The organism is Pedococcus sp. P3_C7 (genome assembly GCF_056402615.1).
The window spans coordinates 89,803-106,884 of the sequence record NZ_JBFUHC010000002.1 but is presented as its reverse complement, the minus strand read 5'-3'; the positions used below and the strand labels follow the sequence as shown (position 1 = coordinate 106,884).

General features: G+C 70.0%; 19 protein-coding genes and 1 tRNA gene. 9 read left to right on the top strand and 11 right to left on the bottom strand.

Annotated features, from left to right (window positions below; genetic code table 11):
* Positions 1–24: 24 nt before the first annotated feature.
* Positions 25–999, bottom strand: a complete 975-nt coding sequence (locus tag AC1DS4_RS03775; RefSeq protein WP_477633044.1) for an EamA family transporter — start codon at positions 997–999, stop codon at positions 25–27.
* 87 nt (positions 1,000–1,086) lie between these two features.
* On the opposite strand from AC1DS4_RS03775, the gene AC1DS4_RS03770 reads away from it, so the two are divergent.
* Together AC1DS4_RS03770 and AC1DS4_RS03765 are read left to right on the top strand one after the other, a co-directional pair.
* Entirely contained in the window at positions 1,087–1,641 is a 555-nt protein-coding gene (locus tag AC1DS4_RS03770) for a CGNR zinc finger domain-containing protein (RefSeq protein ID WP_477614672.1), read from the top strand.
* Positions 1,642–1,765: 124 nt separating this feature from the next.
* Positions 1,766–2,689, top strand: coding sequence for a hypothetical protein (locus tag AC1DS4_RS03765; RefSeq protein ID WP_477633043.1), 924 nt, complete (start codon positions 1,766–1,768; stop codon positions 2,687–2,689).
* Between the two features lie 117 nt (positions 2,690–2,806).
* Here the strand turns inward: AC1DS4_RS03765 and AC1DS4_RS03760 are convergent, their stop codons facing one another.
* The 3 genes from AC1DS4_RS03760 to AC1DS4_RS03750 form a co-directional block, all read right to left on the bottom strand.
* Complete coding sequence (locus AC1DS4_RS03760; RefSeq protein WP_477633042.1) at positions 2,807–3,787, bottom strand: ribose-phosphate diphosphokinase; 981 nt, start codon at positions 3,785–3,787, stop codon at positions 2,807–2,809.
* Positions 3,784–5,265, bottom strand: a complete 1,482-nt coding sequence (glmU, locus tag AC1DS4_RS03755) for a bifunctional UDP-N-acetylglucosamine diphosphorylase/glucosamine-1-phosphate N-acetyltransferase GlmU (protein ID WP_477633041.1) — start codon at positions 5,263–5,265, stop codon at positions 3,784–3,786. The genes AC1DS4_RS03760 and glmU overlap by 4 nt, the downstream gene beginning before the upstream one ends.
* 720 nt (positions 5,266–5,985) lie before the next feature.
* Complete coding sequence (locus AC1DS4_RS03750; RefSeq protein ID WP_477633040.1) at positions 5,986–6,255, bottom strand: hypothetical protein; 270 nt, start codon at positions 6,253–6,255, stop codon at positions 5,986–5,988.
* Positions 6,256–6,268: 13 nt separating this feature from the next.
* On the opposite strand from AC1DS4_RS03750, the gene AC1DS4_RS03745 reads away from it, so the two are divergent.
* Positions 6,269–6,856: a glycoside hydrolase family 12 protein gene (locus AC1DS4_RS03745; protein ID WP_477614667.1), complete on the top strand. Its 588-nt coding sequence runs from the start codon at positions 6,269–6,271 to the stop codon at positions 6,854–6,856.
* An 87-nt stretch (positions 6,857–6,943) separates the two neighbouring features.
* On the opposite strand, the gene AC1DS4_RS03740 is transcribed toward AC1DS4_RS03745, so the two are convergent.
* Complete coding sequence (locus AC1DS4_RS03740; protein WP_477614666.1) at positions 6,944–7,210, bottom strand: PspC domain-containing protein; 267 nt, start codon at positions 7,208–7,210, stop codon at positions 6,944–6,946.
* A 292-nt stretch (positions 7,211–7,502) separates the two neighbouring features.
* On the opposite strand from AC1DS4_RS03740, the gene AC1DS4_RS03735 reads away from it, so the two are divergent.
* Together AC1DS4_RS03735 and AC1DS4_RS03730 are read left to right on the top strand one after the other, a co-directional pair.
* Positions 7,503–8,126, top strand: a complete 624-nt coding sequence (locus AC1DS4_RS03735; protein ID WP_477614665.1) for a hypothetical protein — start codon at positions 7,503–7,505, stop codon at positions 8,124–8,126.
* Between the two features lie 67 nt (positions 8,127–8,193).
* Positions 8,194–8,970 carry a maleylpyruvate isomerase N-terminal domain-containing protein gene (locus AC1DS4_RS03730; protein ID WP_477614664.1) on the top strand — a complete coding sequence of 259 codons (777 nt, stop codon included), beginning with the start codon at positions 8,194–8,196 and terminating at the stop codon, positions 8,968–8,970.
* A gap of 4 nt (positions 8,971–8,974) precedes the next feature.
* Here the strand turns inward: AC1DS4_RS03730 and AC1DS4_RS03725 are convergent.
* A tRNA-Gln gene (locus AC1DS4_RS03725) sits at positions 8,975–9,056 on the bottom strand.
* A 154-nt stretch (positions 9,057–9,210) separates the two neighbouring features.
* Between AC1DS4_RS03725 and AC1DS4_RS03720 the strand changes: the two genes are divergently transcribed.
* On the top strand, positions 9,211–10,188 hold the full coding sequence (locus AC1DS4_RS03720) for an acyl-CoA desaturase (RefSeq protein WP_477614663.1): 978 nt from the start codon (positions 9,211–9,213) through the stop codon (positions 10,186–10,188).
* A 9-nt stretch (positions 10,189–10,197) separates the two neighbouring features.
* On the opposite strand, the gene AC1DS4_RS03715 is transcribed toward AC1DS4_RS03720, so the two are convergent.
* On the bottom strand, positions 10,198–10,974 hold the full coding sequence (locus AC1DS4_RS03715; protein WP_477614662.1) for an N-acetylmuramoyl-L-alanine amidase: 777 nt from the start codon (positions 10,972–10,974) through the stop codon (positions 10,198–10,200).
* 83 nt (positions 10,975–11,057) lie between these two features.
* Here AC1DS4_RS03715 and AC1DS4_RS03710 point away from each other — a divergent pair, with 83 nt between their 5' ends.
* Positions 11,058–11,657 (top strand): TetR/AcrR family transcriptional regulator, encoded by a 600-nt coding sequence (locus AC1DS4_RS03710; protein WP_477615295.1) that lies wholly within the window; start codon positions 11,058–11,060, stop codon positions 11,655–11,657.
* Positions 11,658–11,667: 10 nt separating this feature from the next.
* On the top strand, positions 11,668–12,321 hold the full coding sequence (locus AC1DS4_RS03705; protein WP_477614661.1) for an O-methyltransferase: 654 nt from the start codon (positions 11,668–11,670) through the stop codon (positions 12,319–12,321).
* 35 nt (positions 12,322–12,356) lie between these two features.
* On the opposite strand, the gene AC1DS4_RS03700 is transcribed toward AC1DS4_RS03705, so the two are convergent.
* Positions 12,357–12,695, bottom strand: coding sequence for a VOC family protein (locus AC1DS4_RS03700; RefSeq protein ID WP_477614660.1), 339 nt, complete (start codon positions 12,693–12,695; stop codon positions 12,357–12,359).
* 68 nt (positions 12,696–12,763) lie between these two features.
* Positions 12,764–13,585 (bottom strand): methyltransferase domain-containing protein, encoded by an 822-nt coding sequence (locus AC1DS4_RS03695; RefSeq protein WP_477614659.1) that lies wholly within the window; start codon positions 13,583–13,585, stop codon positions 12,764–12,766.
* 63 nt (positions 13,586–13,648) lie between these two features.
* On the opposite strand from AC1DS4_RS03695, the gene AC1DS4_RS03690 reads away from it, so the two are divergent.
* Positions 13,649–14,149: a MarR family winged helix-turn-helix transcriptional regulator gene (locus tag AC1DS4_RS03690; RefSeq protein ID WP_477633039.1), complete on the top strand. Its 501-nt coding sequence runs from the start codon at positions 13,649–13,651 to the stop codon at positions 14,147–14,149.
* A gap of 98 nt (positions 14,150–14,247) precedes the next feature.
* Here AC1DS4_RS03690 and AC1DS4_RS03685 read toward each other — a convergent pair whose 3' ends face one another.
* Together AC1DS4_RS03685 and AC1DS4_RS03680 are read right to left on the bottom strand one after the other, a co-directional pair.
* On the bottom strand, positions 14,248–16,062 hold the full coding sequence (locus AC1DS4_RS03685; protein WP_477645992.1) for an ABC-F family ATP-binding cassette domain-containing protein: 1,815 nt from the start codon (positions 16,060–16,062) through the stop codon (positions 14,248–14,250).
* A 10-nt stretch (positions 16,063–16,072) separates the two neighbouring features.
* Entirely contained in the window at positions 16,073–17,008 is a 936-nt protein-coding gene (locus AC1DS4_RS03680; protein ID WP_477614656.1) for a 4-(cytidine 5'-diphospho)-2-C-methyl-D-erythritol kinase, read from the bottom strand.
* Positions 17,009–17,082 lie beyond the last annotated feature (74 nt).

Below are 17,082 nucleotides of genomic sequence, written 5' to 3'. Positions count from 1 at the left end.
CCTCGCCGAGGCAACCCGCAGAGTCTAGGCGACGCCTGCCGGGAGTGGGAAATCCACCTCGTCGACCGCCGCGGTGGCCCTGGCTGCGCGGTCACGACGCAGCTCCCCGAGCCGGACCGCAACCACCCCGCCGACGATGCAGACGCCACCGGCCAGCTGCATCAGGCCCGGGAGCTCGTCGAGCAGAACCCACGCGAAGAGCACAGCGAAGAGCACCTCCGTCAGGCCCACGAAGGAGGCGACCGTCGAACCCAGCACCCGGGCCGCCGTCACCCCGAGCAGGTATGCCGCGGCGGCCGCGATGAGGGCCAGCTCACCGATCGCGACCCACCACGGGGCCTCCCGGCCCATCAGCTCGACCGGAGCCGAGGCGAAGGTGAGGGGGATGATGCCGACGGCACCGAGCACGCCGAGGGCGACCGCACCGGCACCCATCCCGAGACCCGCGAGGGCGACTGGCGGCAGGCTGCTCTCCTCGGCGGCAAGGACGAAGAAGGTGGCCAGCCCGGTGGCGGCGACCAGCCCCCACGCGACCCCGACGAGGTCGGGGCGAGCCTGCCCGGAGAGGTCGAGGACCAGCACGAGGCCCAGGATTGCGAGGACGACCCCCAACCCCGTCAGGGCGCTGGGCGCCCTCCGGGTGCGCAGCCAGACCCAGAGGACGACGAGCACCACCCCGAGGTACTCCAGCAGGAGCGCAACACCCACGTCGAGCCGCTGCACGGCGTAGAAGTAGGCCACCTGGCAGCCGGCCACGGCGACAGCCCCGTAGGCGAGGACCGCCGGCAGGTTCTCACGGACGAGGGACCACCGCCCGCGCAGGGCGAGGAACGTGGGCACCGCCAGGACGAGCGTGGCTCCCGCGACGCGGAGCAGCACGATGGCCCCGGAGCTCCAGCCCTCGACCAGCAGGGACTTGGCGAACGGCCCGCTGCTGCCGAAGGTCGCGGCGGACGCGAGGGCGAGCCAGAGGCCGAAGCCCGTCGACCGTGTCCTCATGACCTCACTCCGTCCACATCCACCAACCGTAACCAGCAAACCGTCTTATACTCCTGACAGTAGTGATCGGTACCGACAGGAGTCAAGATGCTGTTTGCCCATGACACGGAGGTGGCGCTCCGGGCGGCAGCCGCCCTGGTCAACACGGCGCCGACGCTGCCCACCGACACCGAGGACCTCGCCACGGTCGCTCACCTCGACGAGTTCGTGCGCGACTGGGAGTGGACGGGTTCGCACACGGGTGACCGCGCGGAGCTCGACGCAGTTCGTGAGCTGCGCCCGCGGCTGCGGCAGCTCTGGACCAGCGACACCGATGAGGCGGTCGCCCTGGTCAACGCCCTGCTGGCCGAGGCCGGGGCCCTCCCCCAGCTGGTCCGACACGGCGAGTGGTCCTGGCACCTGCACGCCACGCCCCCGGAGGCGCCGCTGGCCACCCGCATGGCCGTGGAGGCCGCGATGGCGATGGTCGACGTGATCAGGGCGGACGAGCTGGCCAGGCTGAGGGTCTGCGCTGCCGAGGACTGCGAGGACGTGGTCGTCGACCTGTCCAAGAACCGCTCGAAGCGGTTCTGCGACGGAGGGTGCGGCAACCGGGCCAACGTCGCGGCATACCGAGCCCGCAAGGCCGGCGCGGAGGGCTGAGGAGGCACGCGGGCTGCCGGATGGACGCCCGGCGTAGGACATTGGGGCGATCCCCTTGCGGTTGTGCCTTTCTACGCTCGGTTCCCTCAGTTCCCTCCCACCCCTTCGGCAGCTTGGAGCAATCATGCACCGCAAGGTCACCGCCCTCGTGGGGGCGGCCGCACTGGCCGTGGCAGCAGCGGTGGTACCCGCGCTGCCGGCATCCGCAGACGCTCCGTCCGGAGCCATCTTCACGACGCTGCCCGATGGCAGCGAGGTGAACTTCAACATCTACTCGTCCAAGGACCTCGTCTACCTCGACGGCGGACCCGGCCCAGGGGCACCGCAGACTGCGGCGGGCCTCGACGACGGCACCTACGTCTTCCAGATCACCGACCCCTCGGGCAAGGTGCTGCTGTCGACCGACAAGGCCGTCTGTCGGCAGTTCACCGTCGCCGGCGGCATCATCACCGGCGTCGTCGCCGCCGGGGGTTGCGAGCACGTGACCGGCACGGACGTCGACCACGGCGCCAAGACCGTGAAGATGATGCCCTACCTGGACACCCCCAACAACGGTGGCGAGTACAAGGCCTGGGCCACCAAGGTCGCGGACTTCAAGGCCGGTTGTGTCGCGCTCGGGGAGAGCGACGGACTCAACGTCGTCAACTGCGGCAGCACGGGCGGCAACAAGCACGGATTCGTCGGTGCCAACAGCAAGACGGACAACTTCAAGGTCGGCGAAGAGGTGCCGCAGGAGATCGACACCAGGTTCTACGACAGCACCGGTCGGGTCCTGGACGGGCTGGGGATCACCTGGACCGACACGCACGGGGCGTCCAACAAGAAGTGGTCGTACTACGCACCGAGCCTGTCCGTGAACCACGAGGCGCACGTCGAGAACGTCGAGCCGGGCACCCACACCATCACCATCGCCAACCAGGCGGGGTGCACCGTCAAGGGCGTGACCACCGGTGGCAAGTGGATCGCGAGCGGCCCCGCCTCGGTGGCGGTGCGCGTGGCGAACACGTCGAAGTCGTTCACCACCTTCATCGACGTGACCTGCGGCTAGGTCAGTCCCTCAGAGTGACGAACACCAGGTCGGGCGGCACCCTCGGGAGCCGCCCGACTGCTGTGGCCGGAGGTCAGGCGTGGCCGTCACTGCTCTCAGGCGTGGCCATCACTGCTCTCAGGCGTGGCCATCAAAAAGGCTCGTCACCGAGCCGTCCTCGAAGACCTCCTGGATCGCGCGGCTGATCAGCGGCGCGATCGAGAGCACCGTGAGCTTGTCGAACTCGTGCGCCTCGTCGATCGGCAGGGTGTTGGTGACGATCACCTCGACGGCGCTGCAGTTCTTGAGCCGGTCGATGGCCGGACCGGAAAGGATCGCGTGGGTCGCGGCGATGATGACCCCGGCGGCGCCGTCGGCCATCAGCGCGTCGGCCGCCTTGGTGATGGTGCCGGCGGTGTCGATCATGTCGTCGACGAGGACACAGACCCGGCCCTTGACCTCACCGACGACGCGGTTGGCCACGGTTTCGTTGGGGCGGTTGATGTCTCGCGTCTTGTGGATGAAGGCCAGCGGGGCGCCGCCGAGCCGCTGTGACCACTGCTCGGCCACCTTGATCCGGCCGGCGTCCGGTGAGACGACCGCGAGCTTCTCGTCGCCGTACTTCTTGGCGACGTGGTCAGCCAGGATCGGCAGCGCCATGAGGTGGTCGACGGGACCGTCGAAGAAGCCCTGGATCTGGGCCGTGTGCAGGTCGACCGCCATCAGCCGGTTCGCGCCGGCCGTCTTGAACAGGTCGGCCATCAGCCGGGCCGAGATCGGCTCACGACCGCGGTGCTTCTTGTCCTGCCGGGCGTAGCCGTAGAACGGCAGCACGACCGTGATCCGCTTGGCGCTGGCCCGCTTGAGGGCGTCGATCATGATGAGCTGCTCCATGATCGCCTCGTTGATGGGCGTCGTGTGGCTCTGGATGACGAACGCGTCGGACCCGCGGACCGACTCCTCATAACGCACGTAGATCTCGCCGTTGGCGAAGTCGTAGGCGCTCGTCGGCACGAGGTTGGTGCCGAGCATGCTGGCGACCTCCTCGGCGAGCTCCGGGTTGGCCCGCCCGGAGAAGACCATCAGGTTCTTCTCGGTGGTCTTCGTGATGCCGGTCACGCGTTGGCCTGCCCTTCCGTGGAGTCTTTGGTATGCCGCGTGGTTGCAGCTTCTTCGGCCGCCTTGGCGGTCTGCGTGCCGGCGCGGGCCCGGGCGACCCAGCCGTCGATGTTGCGCTGCCGGCCGCGGGCCACGGCGATCTGGCCGGGCTCGACGTCCCCCGTGAGCGCGGAGCCGGCGCCGACGTAGGCCCCGTCCGCGACGTTCACCGGCGCGATGAGGACGGTGTCGGACCCGATGAAGCTGTGTCGACCGATCGTGGTCTGGTGCTTCGCGACCCCGTCGTAGTTGGCGAAGATGGTGCCCGCCCCGATGTTGGCGCCCTCCCCGATGACGGCGTCACCGGCATACGTGAGGTGTGGGACCTTGGCGCCGTCGCCGATCTTGGCATTCTTGGTCTCGACGAAACCGCCGATCTTGCCCCTCGCACCCAGCTCGGTGCCGGGGCGCAGGTAGGAGAACGGACCCACGGAGGCACCCTCGCCGATCACCGCGAGCAGCGCCTCGGTGCGCTTGACCTCGGCGTCCGGGCCGACCTCCGTGTCGGTCAGCGTCGTGTCGGGCCCGATGGTGGCGCGTTCGCCGATGGTCGTGGCGCCGAGCAGCTGGGTGCCGGGCAGGATGGTCGCGTCGCGACCGATGGTGACGTCGCTGTCGATCCACGTCGTGTCGGGGTCGACGATCGTCACGCCGTCGCGCATCCAGCGCTCGGTGGTACGGCGGTTGAGCTCCTTGCCGAGGCGGGCGAGCTGCACCCGGTCGTTGACGCCCTCCGTCTGCCACAGGTCGCCGATGAGGTGGGCACTGACGCGTCCGCCTGCCTTGCGCGCGATGGCGAGGACGTCGGTGAGGTACTTCTCGCCCTGGGCGTTGTCGGTGCCGACCTGGCCGAGGGCGTCGACGAGCACTGCCGCGTCGAAGGCGTAGATCCCGGAGTTGATCTCGGTGATCGCCTGCTGGGCGTCGGTCGCGTCCTTCTGCTCGACGATGCCCTCGACGCCCCCGTCGGCGCCGCGCAGGATCCGGCCGTAGCCGGTGGGGTCCTCGAGGTGCGCGGTGATCACCGTGACCGCACTCCGCGTGCCCACGTGCTCGTCGACCAGGGACCGCAGGGTGTCGCCGGCGAGCAGCGGCACGTCTCCGTAGGTCACCAGGATGGTGCCGTCGAGGTCGGCGGGCAGTGCCTCGAGCGCGCACTCCGTGGCGCGGCCGGTGCCCTTCACCTCGTCCTGGTCCGCGATCACGGCGTGCGGGTCGAGCTCGGCCACGTGGGCGGCCACGAGATCGCGTTCATGGCGCACCACGACGGCCAGGTGCTCCGGGGCGACCGCGCGCGCGGCGGCGATCGCGTGCCCGACGAGGGTGCGTCCCCCGATCCTGTGCAGGACCTTCGGGGTGGCGGACTTCATCCGGGTGCCTTCACCGGCCGCCAGGACGATGACTGCGGCAAGACGGTGCGATCCGGTGGGGGTGCTCACGCGCGAGACTCCAGCGATCTGGTCGGGTGCGACGGGGACGCCGTCATGCTACCCGTCGGTTTGACCGGCTCCCGACGGCCTGCGCGGACCCTTGCGCGCGGGTCCAGGGCACGCATCGCTTCGAATGGTGGGCTGACCACGAGGAATGTCCTTCGAACGGCCCGCTCGGCCTCATCCAAATGGACTGCATCGTCCTCATGCAACTTGCGTATGCCGTGAGCGTCCGACATGGTAGGGCACTTCGACTGTCCGCGCCGCGCCATGCAGGGTCCGCACGGCGGACAGCTATTCCCCCGAAAACACAGAGACACCCCCTGGAGACCCTGTGAAAATCTTGACCCTGCCCATCTCCGCCCTCGTCGCGACCGCTTTAGCCGGCGGCGCCTCGGTATCTGCGCTGGCCCTCCCCATGACGGGAGCCAGCTGGGGCCGAACGGGCCACCACTCCTCCACGTCCCGAACCGCCCCGGCGACGACCATGCCGGCGACCCAGGTCTCGACGACCGCGGCCAGCCTGAACGGCCAGGTCGGAACCCGTATCCGCGCCAAGGGCGCCTACTTCCAGTGGGGCACGACCTCCGCCTACGGAGCCTCGACCGCGCTCAAGTCCCTCTCGCGGAGCAGCAGCACCACCGTCCCGGTCTCAGAGCGCCTCGCAGGCCTCAGGAGCGGCGCCACCTACCACTACCGCGTGGTCGTGCCGACGACCAAGGGGACCGTCTACGGCAACGACGTCAGCTTCCAGACCGCGTCGACGAGCACCACGACTCCGACCAGCAGCACCACGACGCCCACCAGTAGCACGACGAGCAGCACCTCGAGCACCACGAGCACGTCGAGCACGACGAGCACGTCCAGCACGTCCAGCACGTCGAGCACGTCGAGCACGACGAGCACGCCGCCGACCACGACCAGCAGCAGCACCGCGACCTCGCCGGCCGCGTGCACGCCGGCGTGGACGTCGTCCGCCTCGTACGGGTCCTGGAACAACAACGGCTACCTCGTGAACAACAACATGTGGAGCGGTGATGCCGGACCCCAGAGCATCTCGGCCTGCGCGTGGAACCGGTGGTCCGTGACGTCCAACCAGCCGGGCACCGGCACCGACGACTCGGTCAAGACCTACCCGGACACCCAGCGCCACGTCAGCTACCCGCTGTCGTCGCTCACCTCGCTGCCGTCGACCTTCAACGTGACGACTCCCGCAGGGGGAGGCACGGTTCCGGCCAAGGGGAAGCAGTGGAACGCCGCCTACGACCTGTGGCTCGACAACTTCGGCACCGAGGTCATGGTCTGGAACAACTGGACCATGAACTGGCAGTACTGGTACGGGGTCAACCACGGCGTCCAGGCCACGATCGACGGCGTCGCCTACCACGCGTACACCAACGGGTCCGGCCTGTGGTTCATCCGCGACAACGTCACCAACCAGGGCAGCGTCGACCTGGCGCACATCCTGAAGTGGGCTGTTGCCCAGGGTTGGCTGAAGTCGTCGCAGGTGCTCGGCGAGGTCGAGTACGGCTTCGAGGTCTCGTACACCGGCGAGCCGACGACCTTCACCCTGAACGACTACACCCTGTCGCTGCCCTAGCAGGCGGTTGAACGCCAGCACCGGTCATGACCACGCTCTCGGCGTGGGCATGACCGGTGCTGGCGTTTGCGTGTCCGGTGCTGGGGTTCAGGAGGCCGGGGCGGCGGCGGGGCCGGGACCCTGGTACGCCGGGGCGACCGTCGTGGCCTCGGAGGGCATGAGGATCCACAGGATCGGGTAGATCAGGATCTGGCTGCCGGGAATCACCATGAGCAGCAGCACGAAGAGGATCCTGGCCGGCCACGGGGCGATACCAAAGCGTCGTCCGAGCCCAGCGACCACGCCGCCCAGGACGCGCTCGCCGCGCGGTCGGACCAAGCCCTGCTGGGCAAAGGTGGAGTGGATGTCGTTCATGGGTGGAGCACTTCCTTCGGTGTCGCGCCGGGCCTTTCCCGGACTCCTCCACTGTGCGCTCTTGGGACCTCGCCGCCCATCGGGTGCAGCCCTGACCCGACCCCGGTTTGCCCGTCACGGCCCTCGGGGTCGGCGAACGGCCGGGTCAGGGTCGGGGCACTCGCCGGGAGCTGGGCTGAGCGCGGGTTCCTAGGTGCGGCGAAGGGTCACCACAGGTTCAGCACAGGTGCGCCCCCGAGGCTCGCAGCATCTACTCGGCCACAGTGGCCGTGAGCGACCCCTAGGAGCCACCATGGCCAACAGCAGGATCATCACCGGCGCGTGCGCCCTCGTCGGGGCCCTCGGGCTGGTCGCCACGGGCGCCGCCCTGTCCAACGCCGCCTCACCGTCCTCTGCTCCATCGGCCGCCGTCGGGTACGCAGCCAACACCGAGGCACCCGACGGCTCGGCGAACCCCAACAACGACACCCCGGTCACCGGCACCGAGCTCGCCAACGTCAAGGCAGCCGTCAAGGCCAAGGACTCGGCCGTCACTGTGACGTCCGTGCGCAAGGACCCCGACGGCTCCTACGACGTCTTCGGCACCAAGGCCGGTGCCAACGTCATGCTCGAGGTCAGCAAGGACCTCAAGACCATCACCACCAACGCCGGTGGCGGACGCGGGGGTCATGGCCCCGGCGGCGGCCCCGGGGGCGGCAACCACACCCCTGTCACCGGCACCGAGCTCGCGAACGTCAAGGCGGCCGTGAAGGCCAAGGACTCGGCCGTCACCGTCACGTCCGTACGCAAGGACCCCGACGGCTCCTACGACGTCTTCGGTACCAAGGCCGGCGCCAACGTCAGGCTCGAGGTCAGCAAGGACCTCAAGACCATCACGGTCGACACCGACAACCACGGCGGTGGCCCGCGCGGCTGAGGTCTCAGGCTCCCGCGGGCGGGAAATTCGATGTCGGTCACCCACGGCACAGTGATAGACAGCGCGAGTGAAGAACATCGTGGAGTACCAAGACCTGCTGCGGCTGATCGACGAAAGGTCAGCCGCCTTCTGCGCCGCGGTCTCCTCCGCGCCGAGCCTCGACGCGCAGGTGCCGAGCTGCCCCGAGTGGACGCTCTTCGACCTGGTCGAGCACCTGGGCGAGGGGCGTCGCTCGTGGGCAGCCACTGTCGCCGCCGGACCCGACGCAGCCGGAAAGTCCGCGGGAGACGGCGCGCCGGCGCCTCGTGACCGCGAGGCGCTGCTCGTCTGGATGGCCGAGTCGACGCAGCAGCTGGTGGACGCCCTGCACGATGCCGGCCCGGATCGAGGTGTCTGGATGTGGTGGGGCGATTCGCAGTCACCGCCGACCAGCGGTGCCGTCGCCCGGCACCAGGTGCAGCAGATGGCGGTGCACACCTACGACGCCCAGCTCACCGCGGACGCCGCAGAGCCACTCCCGGAGGAGGCGGCGCTCGACGGGGTCGAGGAGTTCCTGTTCACCTGCTGCGCCACGACGAGCGCCTGGCCGCACCAGCCGGCTGTCGTCGACTACCACGCCACCGAGGGCCGCTCCTGGCGCGTCTGGCTCTCCGCCGACGGCGCACGGGCGGCCCGCCTGCCCGACTCCGGCAGCGACGACCCGGACACGGTGGATGCCTCCGCCCGGGGCACAGCCAGCGAGCTGGTCCTCTTCTTCTACGGCCGCATCCCGCCGGAGTCCCTCGAGCTCGGCGGTGACCCACGGGTCTTCGACCAGCTCTTCGCCTGGGACCCCGGCGCCTAGGACCTGGCTCCCCGGGTAGGAATCGAACCTACGTCGCTTGTCCTGATTCAAAGTCAGGCGGGCCCTGCCAGCAGACCAACCGGGGAACGCCCCCTGCGGGGACCCGCCAAGGGTAGCCAAGCACGCGGCATACCTGGGCATCGCCGCCGACACCGATGACAACCTACGGTTCCGTAGGTTACGGTTTCGTACGTTGATGATGCCTCCGTGGCGACGAACCGAAGGAAGGTTCCCCCTGCGATGACGCCCCCCAACTCAGCCGCGCAGACCGCGCCCGCTCCCGCGCAGACGGCGCCGACCACCCAGGACCAGACGCCGTCCGTGGCACCCGAACGGAAGGCCCGAGGCGAACAGGTCGCGCTGGCGCTGTTCATCGGCATCCCGTTCCTGGCGCTGCTCGCGGCGGTGCCCGTCGCCTGGGGCTGGGGCCTCGGCTGGCACGACATCGTGATCGCCGTCGTCATGTATGCCGTTGCGGGGCACGGGATCACCGTCGGCTTCCACCGTTACTTCACGCACGGCTCGTTCAAGGCCAGTCGGGGGCTGAAGGTGGCACTCGCGATCGCCGGCTCCCTAGCCATCCAGGGACCGGTGGTGCGGTGGGTTGCCGACCACCGCCGCCACCATGCCTTCTCCGACCGCGATGGCGACCCGCACAGCCCGTGGCGCTACGGCGAGACGATCCCGGCACTGGCCAAGGGGCTGTGGTGGGCGCACACGGGCTGGCTCTTCGACGTCGAGCAGACGCCGCGAAGCAAGTACGCACCCGACCTGATGGCCGACACGGACCTGCAGAAGGTCGACCGGGCGTTCCCGCTGATCGTCGCCGGCTCGATGCTCCTGCCTGCCGTCGTCGGCGGGCTGTGGTCGATGAGCTGGCAGGGGGCGCTGACCGCCTTCTTCTGGGCGTCCCTGGTGCGAGTCTCCCTGCTGCACCACGTCACCTGGTCGATCAACTCGATCTGCCACACCATCGGCGAGCGGCCGTTCAAGAGCCGCGACAAGTCCGGCAACGTCTGGTGGCTGGCGGTCCTGTCGATGGGCGAGTCGTGGCACAACCTGCACCACGCCGACCCGACCTGCGCCCGTCACGGGGTCGAGAAGGGTCAGGTCGACTCGACGGCGCGGGTCATCTGGGCGCTCGAGAAGCTCGGCTGGGCCACCGACGTCAGGTGGCCGGTGGCCAAGCGCATCGACGCCCGCCGCCTCGCCGCCTGAGGTCTCGCGTCAGGGGGCAGTGGTGAGCAGCCGGCGGAATGCCACGACCTCCGCCTCCTGCCAGTCGGTGTGGTCGTTGCGCCAGCCCTCGCGGTCGCGAAAACCCTTGGTGTCGTTGGCCATCGCGTGCCCGATGACGTCGCTGTCCGCGATCGGGAACCGCCTCTGCAGGTCCTCGACGAGCGCCACGCCCGCGGCCACCTGCGCCCTGCGGCGGAGCACCTGCTGAACCGCCCAGCGGGGGTCGTGACCGCTGGAGGACTGGACGAACTCGATGCCGATGGCGAGGTGGTTCAGCCCCACCGTGTGCCGGCACATCACGGTCGGCGGCACGAGCTCGTGGATGGTCCCGTCCTGGTCGATGACGTAGTGGGCGCAGGTTCCCGGGCGCTCACCCCGGTTGGGCAGGTCCGCCTCGAAGAGCGAGCGAGCGGAGGCGTAGGTGTCGCTCTCCGTGTAGTGCAGGACGATCACGCTCGGATCCAGCCGCCAGGTGCGCGTTCCATAGTGGCGTTCCGCGTATGCCGCGGTCTCGGCCCTGCGCTCGGCACCGAAGGTCAGGTGGTCCGTCACTATCCGTGGCGCAGTGGGGACGTCGAGACCCGGCACGGCCGTGGTCACCGACGGGACCGGCGGTGAGGGAGAAGCGACCGGCGGTGGGGCGGACTCGGCAGGCCCCAGGGGCCCTTGGTCGAGAGCCACACCGAGGAGGAGCAAGGCGGCCACGGCGGCAGCCGACATCGCCAACCGCCGCGCTCCACCGGCATACCGGGCGTTGCCCTTCACGACCACCACGCTACGCAGGCGGCATGATGGACCGTGTGACCGACGCCCACGACAAGACCACCGCCTCCGGCTCCCGCTCCCGCATGACGGGCAAGCAGCGCCGCGAGCAGCTCATCCAGGTCGGTCGGAAACTGTTCGCGGACAAGGGTTTCGAAGGCACGACAGTTGAGGAGATCGCCGCGAAGGCCAGCGTGTCCAAGCCGGTGGTGTACGAACACTTCGGCGGCAAGGAGGGGCTCTATGCCGTCGTCGTCGACCGAGAGATCGCCGCACTGCTCGGGGGCATCACTGGCGCGCTGAGCGCCGAGCTCAACAGTCGCGAGACGCTCGAGCGGGCTGCGGGCGCCCTGCTGGACTACATCGAGAGCAACACCGACGGCTTCCGGATCCTGGTGCGGGACAGTCCTGCCGGTCAGTCGACCGGATCGTTCGCCAGCCTCATCTCCGACGTCGCGAGCCAGGTCGAGCACATCCTCGCGGCCGAGTTCAAGCGTCGCAAGCTCGATCCCAAGACGGCTCCGCTCTATGCGCAGATGCTCGTCGGCATGGTCGCCCTCACCGGCCAGTGGTGGCTCGACTCTCGCAAGATGAAGAAGGCCGACGTGGCGGCCCACCTGGTCAACCTCGCCTGGAACGGCCTCGCCGGACTCGAGAAGAAACCGGGGCTGCTCACCGCGGACTAGCCTGACGGGCATGCGCTCGTTCCTGGTCACCGACGCCGTTCGCGACTACGCCTCCGCGCACAGCTCGTGGCGGCCCGACCCGGTGGTGCGCCGGCTGCAGGAACGCACGCGCGCCCTCGGCGGGCCTGCCAGCATGCAGATCGGTGACGACCAGGGGCAGCTGCTCACCATGCTGGCCCGCCTCGTCGGAGCGCGGTCGGCCGTCGAGGTCGGGACCTTCACGGGGTACTCGAGCCTCTGCATCGCCCGCGGGCTGGCTGACGGAGGCACCCTGGTCTGCTGCGACATCAGCGAGGAGTGGACGGCGATCGGCAGGCAGTCCTGGCAGGAGGCCGGGGTGGCCGACCGCATCGACCTGCGGATCGCACCGGCGCTCGACACCCTGCGGGCACTGCCTGCAGACGCCACCATCGACCTGGTCTTCATCGACGCCGACAAGGGCGGTTACGTGGACTACTGGAACGAGCTGGTGCCCCGGGTCCGGCCGGGCGGCCTGCTGCTGGCTGACAACGTGCTCTGGAGCGGTGAGATCGCAGACGACAGCGCCGCCGGCGACAACCTCGACGCCCTCCGGGCCTTCAACGACCTGGTTGCCGCCGACGACCGGGTCGAGACGGTCGTGCTCACGGCCTTCGACGGACTCACCATCGCCCGCAAGCTCTGACACGTCGCCGATGCCCGCGGGGGCGGGGGTCGGCGTCAGGACTCGACGCAGAACTCGTTGCCCTCGGGATCAGCCATGACGACGAGCTCGCCGTCGCCGCCGATGACGGAGGCGCCCAGGGCCACCAGTCGTTCGACCTCGGCACCGACCGACCCCACGGCGCGCAGGTCGAAGTGCTGCCGGTTCTTCGCGGTCTTGCCTTCAGGGACGCGCTGGAACCACAGGGTGGGACCGCCCCACCCCGCGGGCTCGACCCACGCCCGGTCGTCGGTGCTGTCCTCGTCGACGTTGGAGCCGAGCGCGGCCGCCCAGAAACCGGCGACGAGCAGGGCGCTGGAGCAGTCGAAGGTCACGGATTTCACGAAGGAGGTCATACCCCGACCGTAGAACGTCTCGCGCTCCAGGGGCAGCAAGGAGCTCTGGCCCCGACCCTTTACCCGGTTCAGACCTCCGGTCCGCCACCGTCCCGGCGATGGGCCACGGCGAAGATGCGGCGGAACGGAAAGATCACGCCTATCGGCGTCCGCGGGTATGCCGCGCGCAGCCTCGCGTCGTAGTCCGCCAGGAACGCCTCGCGCCGGGTCTCGTCCGTCAGTGCGTCGAGCACGGGTCGCAGCCCGGTCCCGCGCACCCACTCCAGGACCGGGTTCGCCTGTCGCGCCTCGGGATCGAGGACATGCTGGTAGGTCGTCTCCCACCCGTCGACCTCGAGTCCGACACTCCCGAGCAGCTCGACGTAGGCGGACGGCTGCTCGACGGCCAGCCGATCGAGAGCGGGTCGGAGGAGGTCGGCGTCCGGGTGGTCGCGGGCGACGTCGCGCATCAGCGCGTGCGAGGGGGCGTCGAGGTTGCCCGGCACCTGCATCGCCAGCCATCCCCCGGGAGCGAGGGCAGCCGCCCAACGGGTCAGGAGGTCGAGGTGGCCCGGCACCCACTGCAGCGTGGCGTTGGTGACGATGACGTCCGGGGCCGCCCCCAGGGTCATCGGATCCCATTGCGCCACATCGGATTCCACCCACTCGATGCGATCGGTCACATCCAGGGACCGTGCCACCGCAAGCATCTGGGGGGAGTGGTCGACGCCCACGATGCGGGCGTCGGGCCAGCGCTCGGCGAGTGAGAGGGTCAGCGGACCGTTGCCGCAGCCGAGGTCGACGACCAGACGAGGATGCCTCGCACCGACGCGCGCCAGCAGGTCGCCGAACGGACGCGACCGGTGGTCGGAGAACTTGGCGTACTGCTGGGGATCCCACGTGGTGCTCATGACGGCGACCTCTCAACGGTTGTCTTGACATCAAGATACTTGACGGAAGGTAGAGTTGTCACCATGTCGACTCCCCCGCCCGACGACGTCGACCGGATCGTCGAGGCGTGGCGTCGTGAGCGCCCGGACCTCGACGTGGCGCCGCTGCAGATCCTGTCCCGCGTCTCCCGGCTGGCCCGACGGCTCGACCTGGACCGCGTCCAGGCCTTTGCCCGGCACCAGCTCGAGGGGTGGGAGTTCGACGTGCTCTCGGCCCTGCGGCGCGCTGGTTCGCCCTACCAGCTCTCGCCCGGCCAGCTGATCCGCCAGACACTCGTCACCAGCGGCACGATGACCAACCGCGTCGACCGGCTCGAGCGCCGCGGGCTGGTCGGTCGCACGCCCGACCCCCACGACCGCCGCGGCGTCATCGTGCGCCTCACAGCGACGGGGCAGCGCACCGTCGACGACGCCATGGCCGACCTGCTCGACCGCGAGCGCGACCTGCTCGCAGAGCTGTCGAGCAGTGACCGCGACGAGCTGGCCGCCATGCTGCGACGCCTGCTGTCCCCTTTCGAGGCCTGAGCCGACTCGGTCGAGAGTGCACGACACGCTGACGACCGGGCTGCCCGTTCAGCGTGTCGCGCACTCTCGACGCGGCCACCCCCAGGACGAACGCGAGCTCAGCCGACGATCTCGGCTGCGGCCAGCCACTCCAGCTCGAGCCCCTCACGCTCGTCGACGATCTCGCGCAGCTGGCCGTTCAGGGTGAGCACCTTGGCGTGGTCCGTCGCCGACTCGGCCATCTCGGCGTGGATCCGGTCCTCGCGCTGCGCCAGCCGGGCGAGCTGTTTCTCGATTCGCGCCATGTCCTTGCGGGCGTCGCGCAGCTCGGCTGGGCTGTTCGTGACAACCGGGGCAGGTGCCGCAGGTGTCTGCGCCGAGCTGGGTGGGGTGGGCAGCGTCGGCGCGGGGGCGGCTCGTCGCAGCTCGAGGTACTGCTCGACGCCACCGGGCAGCTCACGGAGCTTGCCGTCGCCCATCAGGGCGAGCTGCTTGTCGCMCGCCCGCTCCAGCAGGTAGCGGTCGTGCGACACCACGAGCAACGTGCCCGCCCAGCCGTCGAGGACGTCCTCCAGGGAGGTCAGCGTCTCGATGTCCAGGTCGTTCGTCGGTTCGTCCAGCAGCAGGACGTTCGGCTCGTCCATCAACAGCCTGGTGAGCTGGAGCCGGCGGCGCTCGCCACCGGACAGGTCCGAGACGCGAGTCTGCTGGCGACCGCCGGTGAAGCCGAGCCGTTGCGCGAGCTGCGACGCGCTGATCTCCTTGCGTCCGAGACGGATGTACTTGCGGACGTCCTCGATCGCCTCGATGACGCGCCAGTCGGCATACCGCTCCAGCTCACGCACCTCCTGGGTGAGGTAGGCGAGCTTGACGGTCACGCCCTCCTTCCGCTTGCCCGAGGAGAGCGGGACCTGACCGGCGATGGCGCGCAGCAGGGTCGACTTGCCGGCGCCGTTGACGCCGACGATGCCGACGCGCTCGCCCGGAGCGAGGTGCCAGGTGACCCGGTCGAGCAGCAGCCGCTCACCGAGGGTCACCGACGCGTCGACGAGGTCGACGACGTCCTTGCCCAGCCGGGTCGTGGCGAACCGCATCAGCTCGACGTCGTCGCGCGCGGGTGGTTCGTCGGCGATGAGGGAGTTGGCCGCGTCGATGCGGAACTTCGGTTTGGTGGTCCGCGCCGGCGGACCGCGTCGCAACCAGGCGAGCTCCTTGCGGAGCAGGTTGTCGCGCCGCTCGGCGGTGACCGCCGCCATCCGCTCGCGCTCGGCCTTCGCGAGGACGTAGGCCGCGTAGCCACCGTCGAAGGCGTTGACCTTGCCGTCGACGACCTCCCACGTGGTCGTGGCGATCTCGTCGAGGAACCACCGGTCGTGCGTGATGGCGACGACGGCGTTGTCCGGGCGGGCACGGTGGCGCACCAGGTGTTCGGCGAGCCAGGCCACGCCCTCGACGTCCAGGTGGTTGGTCGGCTCGTCGAGGAACAGCACCGTGGGGTCCTGCACCAGCAGCGCAGCCAGTGCGAGGCGCCGACGCTCCCCACCGGACAGGGGCCCCACGAGCGCGTCGAAACCACCGACGGCCTCCGCACCGATCCCGCCGAGGAGCCCCGTGAGGACGTCGCGGATGCGAGGGTCGCCGGCCCACACGTGCTCGGCCAGGTCGCCGAGGACCGCTTCGTGCACGGTGTGAGCGGGGTCGAGGACGTCGTCCTGGGCGAGGACGCCGACCCGCGACACCCCCGCGTGGGTCACCCGACCCGAGTCGACCTGGAGGTGGCCGGCGAGGACCCGCAGCAGCGTGGTCTTGCCGCCACCGTTGCGTCCGACGACACCGATCCGGTCACCACCGAGCACGCCGAGGGAGACCTCGTCGAGCACGTGGGCGGTGCCGAGGGCGAGGGTGGCGCGCTCGACGCTGATGAGGTTGGCCATCTGCTGCCGCTCAGCCCGGCCGTGGGGCGCTGATGACGTGGGCTCCGTGCGCCGGACCGGTCGCGCGGCGGACGTCCTGCACCGCGCCCGACGCCGTCAGGGAGACCGCGAGGTCGAGGGCGGCCTCGTTGGACTCGGCGATGAAGGCGACCGTCGGGCCCGATCCGGACACGACGCCGCCCAGCGCACCGAACTCCAGCCCGGCGTCGAGGACGTCCCCCAGGGCCGGTCTCAGCGAAATCGCTGCTGCCTGAAGGTCGTTCGACAGGGCGGCACCCAGGGCGCGCGCATCGCCCGAGCGCAACGCCGTCATCATCTCGGCGCTCGGCGAGGGGTCGGGCACGGTGCGGTCACCCCTCAGACGGTCGCACTCGGCATACACGGCCGGGGTCGACAGGCCGTCCTCGCTGAGGGCGAAGACCCAGTGGTAGCTGCCCCGGGCCAGCACCGGCGCCAGCCGTTCGCCGCGCCCCGACCCCATGGCGGTGCCCCCACCGAGCAGGAAGGGCACGTCGCTGCCCAGCCCCGCCGCGATCTCCTCGAGCTCGGGACGGGTCAGGCCGGTGCCCCACAGCAGGTCGCACGCGACCAGCGTGGCCGCGGCATCAGCCGAGCCGCCGGCCATGCCACCCGCCACGGGGATGTCCTTGCGGATGGTGATGTGCACGGGTTCGTCGATGCCGCTCACCTCGGCCAGCCGCTGCGCGGCGCGGGCGGCGAGGTTGGTGCCGTCGACGGGCACGCCGAAGGACTGCGGCCCCGACACCGCCAGCCCCCACTGGGGGGCGCTCATCACGGTCACCTCGTCGAAGAGGTTGACCGCGTGGAAGATCGTGGACAACGGGTGGTACCCGTCCTCGCGGGGGGGCCCGACGAGCAGCTCGAGGTTGACCTTCGCCGGGACGCGCACCGTCACCGAGGACGGCGGCAGGGCGGCTGAGGTCATGGCCGCCACCCTAACGGGGTGAACGGGTTCGACGCGGACCAGCACATCTGCACAGAACCTTCACACCATCTACC

Excerpts from the sequence above, each read along its gene's own strand:
- AC1DS4_RS03775 (WP_477633044.1), bottom strand. The coding sequence starts at position 999 with ATGAGGACACGGTCGACGGGCTTCGGCCTCTGGCTCGCCCTCGCGTCC.
- AC1DS4_RS03770 (WP_477614672.1), top strand. The coding sequence starts at position 1,087 with ATGCTGTTTGCCCATGACACGGAGGTGGCGCTCCGGGCGGCAGCCGCC.
- AC1DS4_RS03765 (WP_477633043.1), top strand. The coding sequence starts at position 1,766 with ATGCACCGCAAGGTCACCGCCCTCGTGGGGGCGGCCGCACTGGCCGTG.
- AC1DS4_RS03740 (WP_477614666.1), bottom strand. The coding sequence starts at position 7,210 with ATGAACGACATCCACTCCACCTTTGCCCAGCAGGGCTTGGTCCGACCG.
- AC1DS4_RS03735 (WP_477614665.1), top strand. The coding sequence starts at position 7,503 with ATGGCCAACAGCAGGATCATCACCGGCGCGTGCGCCCTCGTCGGGGCC.
- AC1DS4_RS03720 (WP_477614663.1), top strand. The coding sequence starts at position 9,211 with ATGACGCCCCCCAACTCAGCCGCGCAGACCGCGCCCGCTCCCGCGCAG.
- AC1DS4_RS03710 (WP_477615295.1), top strand. The coding sequence starts at position 11,058 with ATGACGGGCAAGCAGCGCCGCGAGCAGCTCATCCAGGTCGGTCGGAAA.
- AC1DS4_RS03705 (WP_477614661.1), top strand. The coding sequence starts at position 11,668 with ATGCGCTCGTTCCTGGTCACCGACGCCGTTCGCGACTACGCCTCCGCG.
- AC1DS4_RS03700 (WP_477614660.1), bottom strand. The coding sequence starts at position 12,695 with ATGACCTCCTTCGTGAAATCCGTGACCTTCGACTGCTCCAGCGCCCTG.
- AC1DS4_RS03695 (WP_477614659.1), bottom strand. The coding sequence starts at position 13,585 with ATGAGCACCACGTGGGATCCCCAGCAGTACGCCAAGTTCTCCGACCAC.
- AC1DS4_RS03690 (WP_477633039.1), top strand. The coding sequence starts at position 13,649 with ATGTCGACTCCCCCGCCCGACGACGTCGACCGGATCGTCGAGGCGTGG.
- AC1DS4_RS03680 (WP_477614656.1), bottom strand. The coding sequence starts at position 17,008 with ATGACCTCAGCCGCCCTGCCGCCGTCCTCGGTGACGGTGCGCGTCCCG.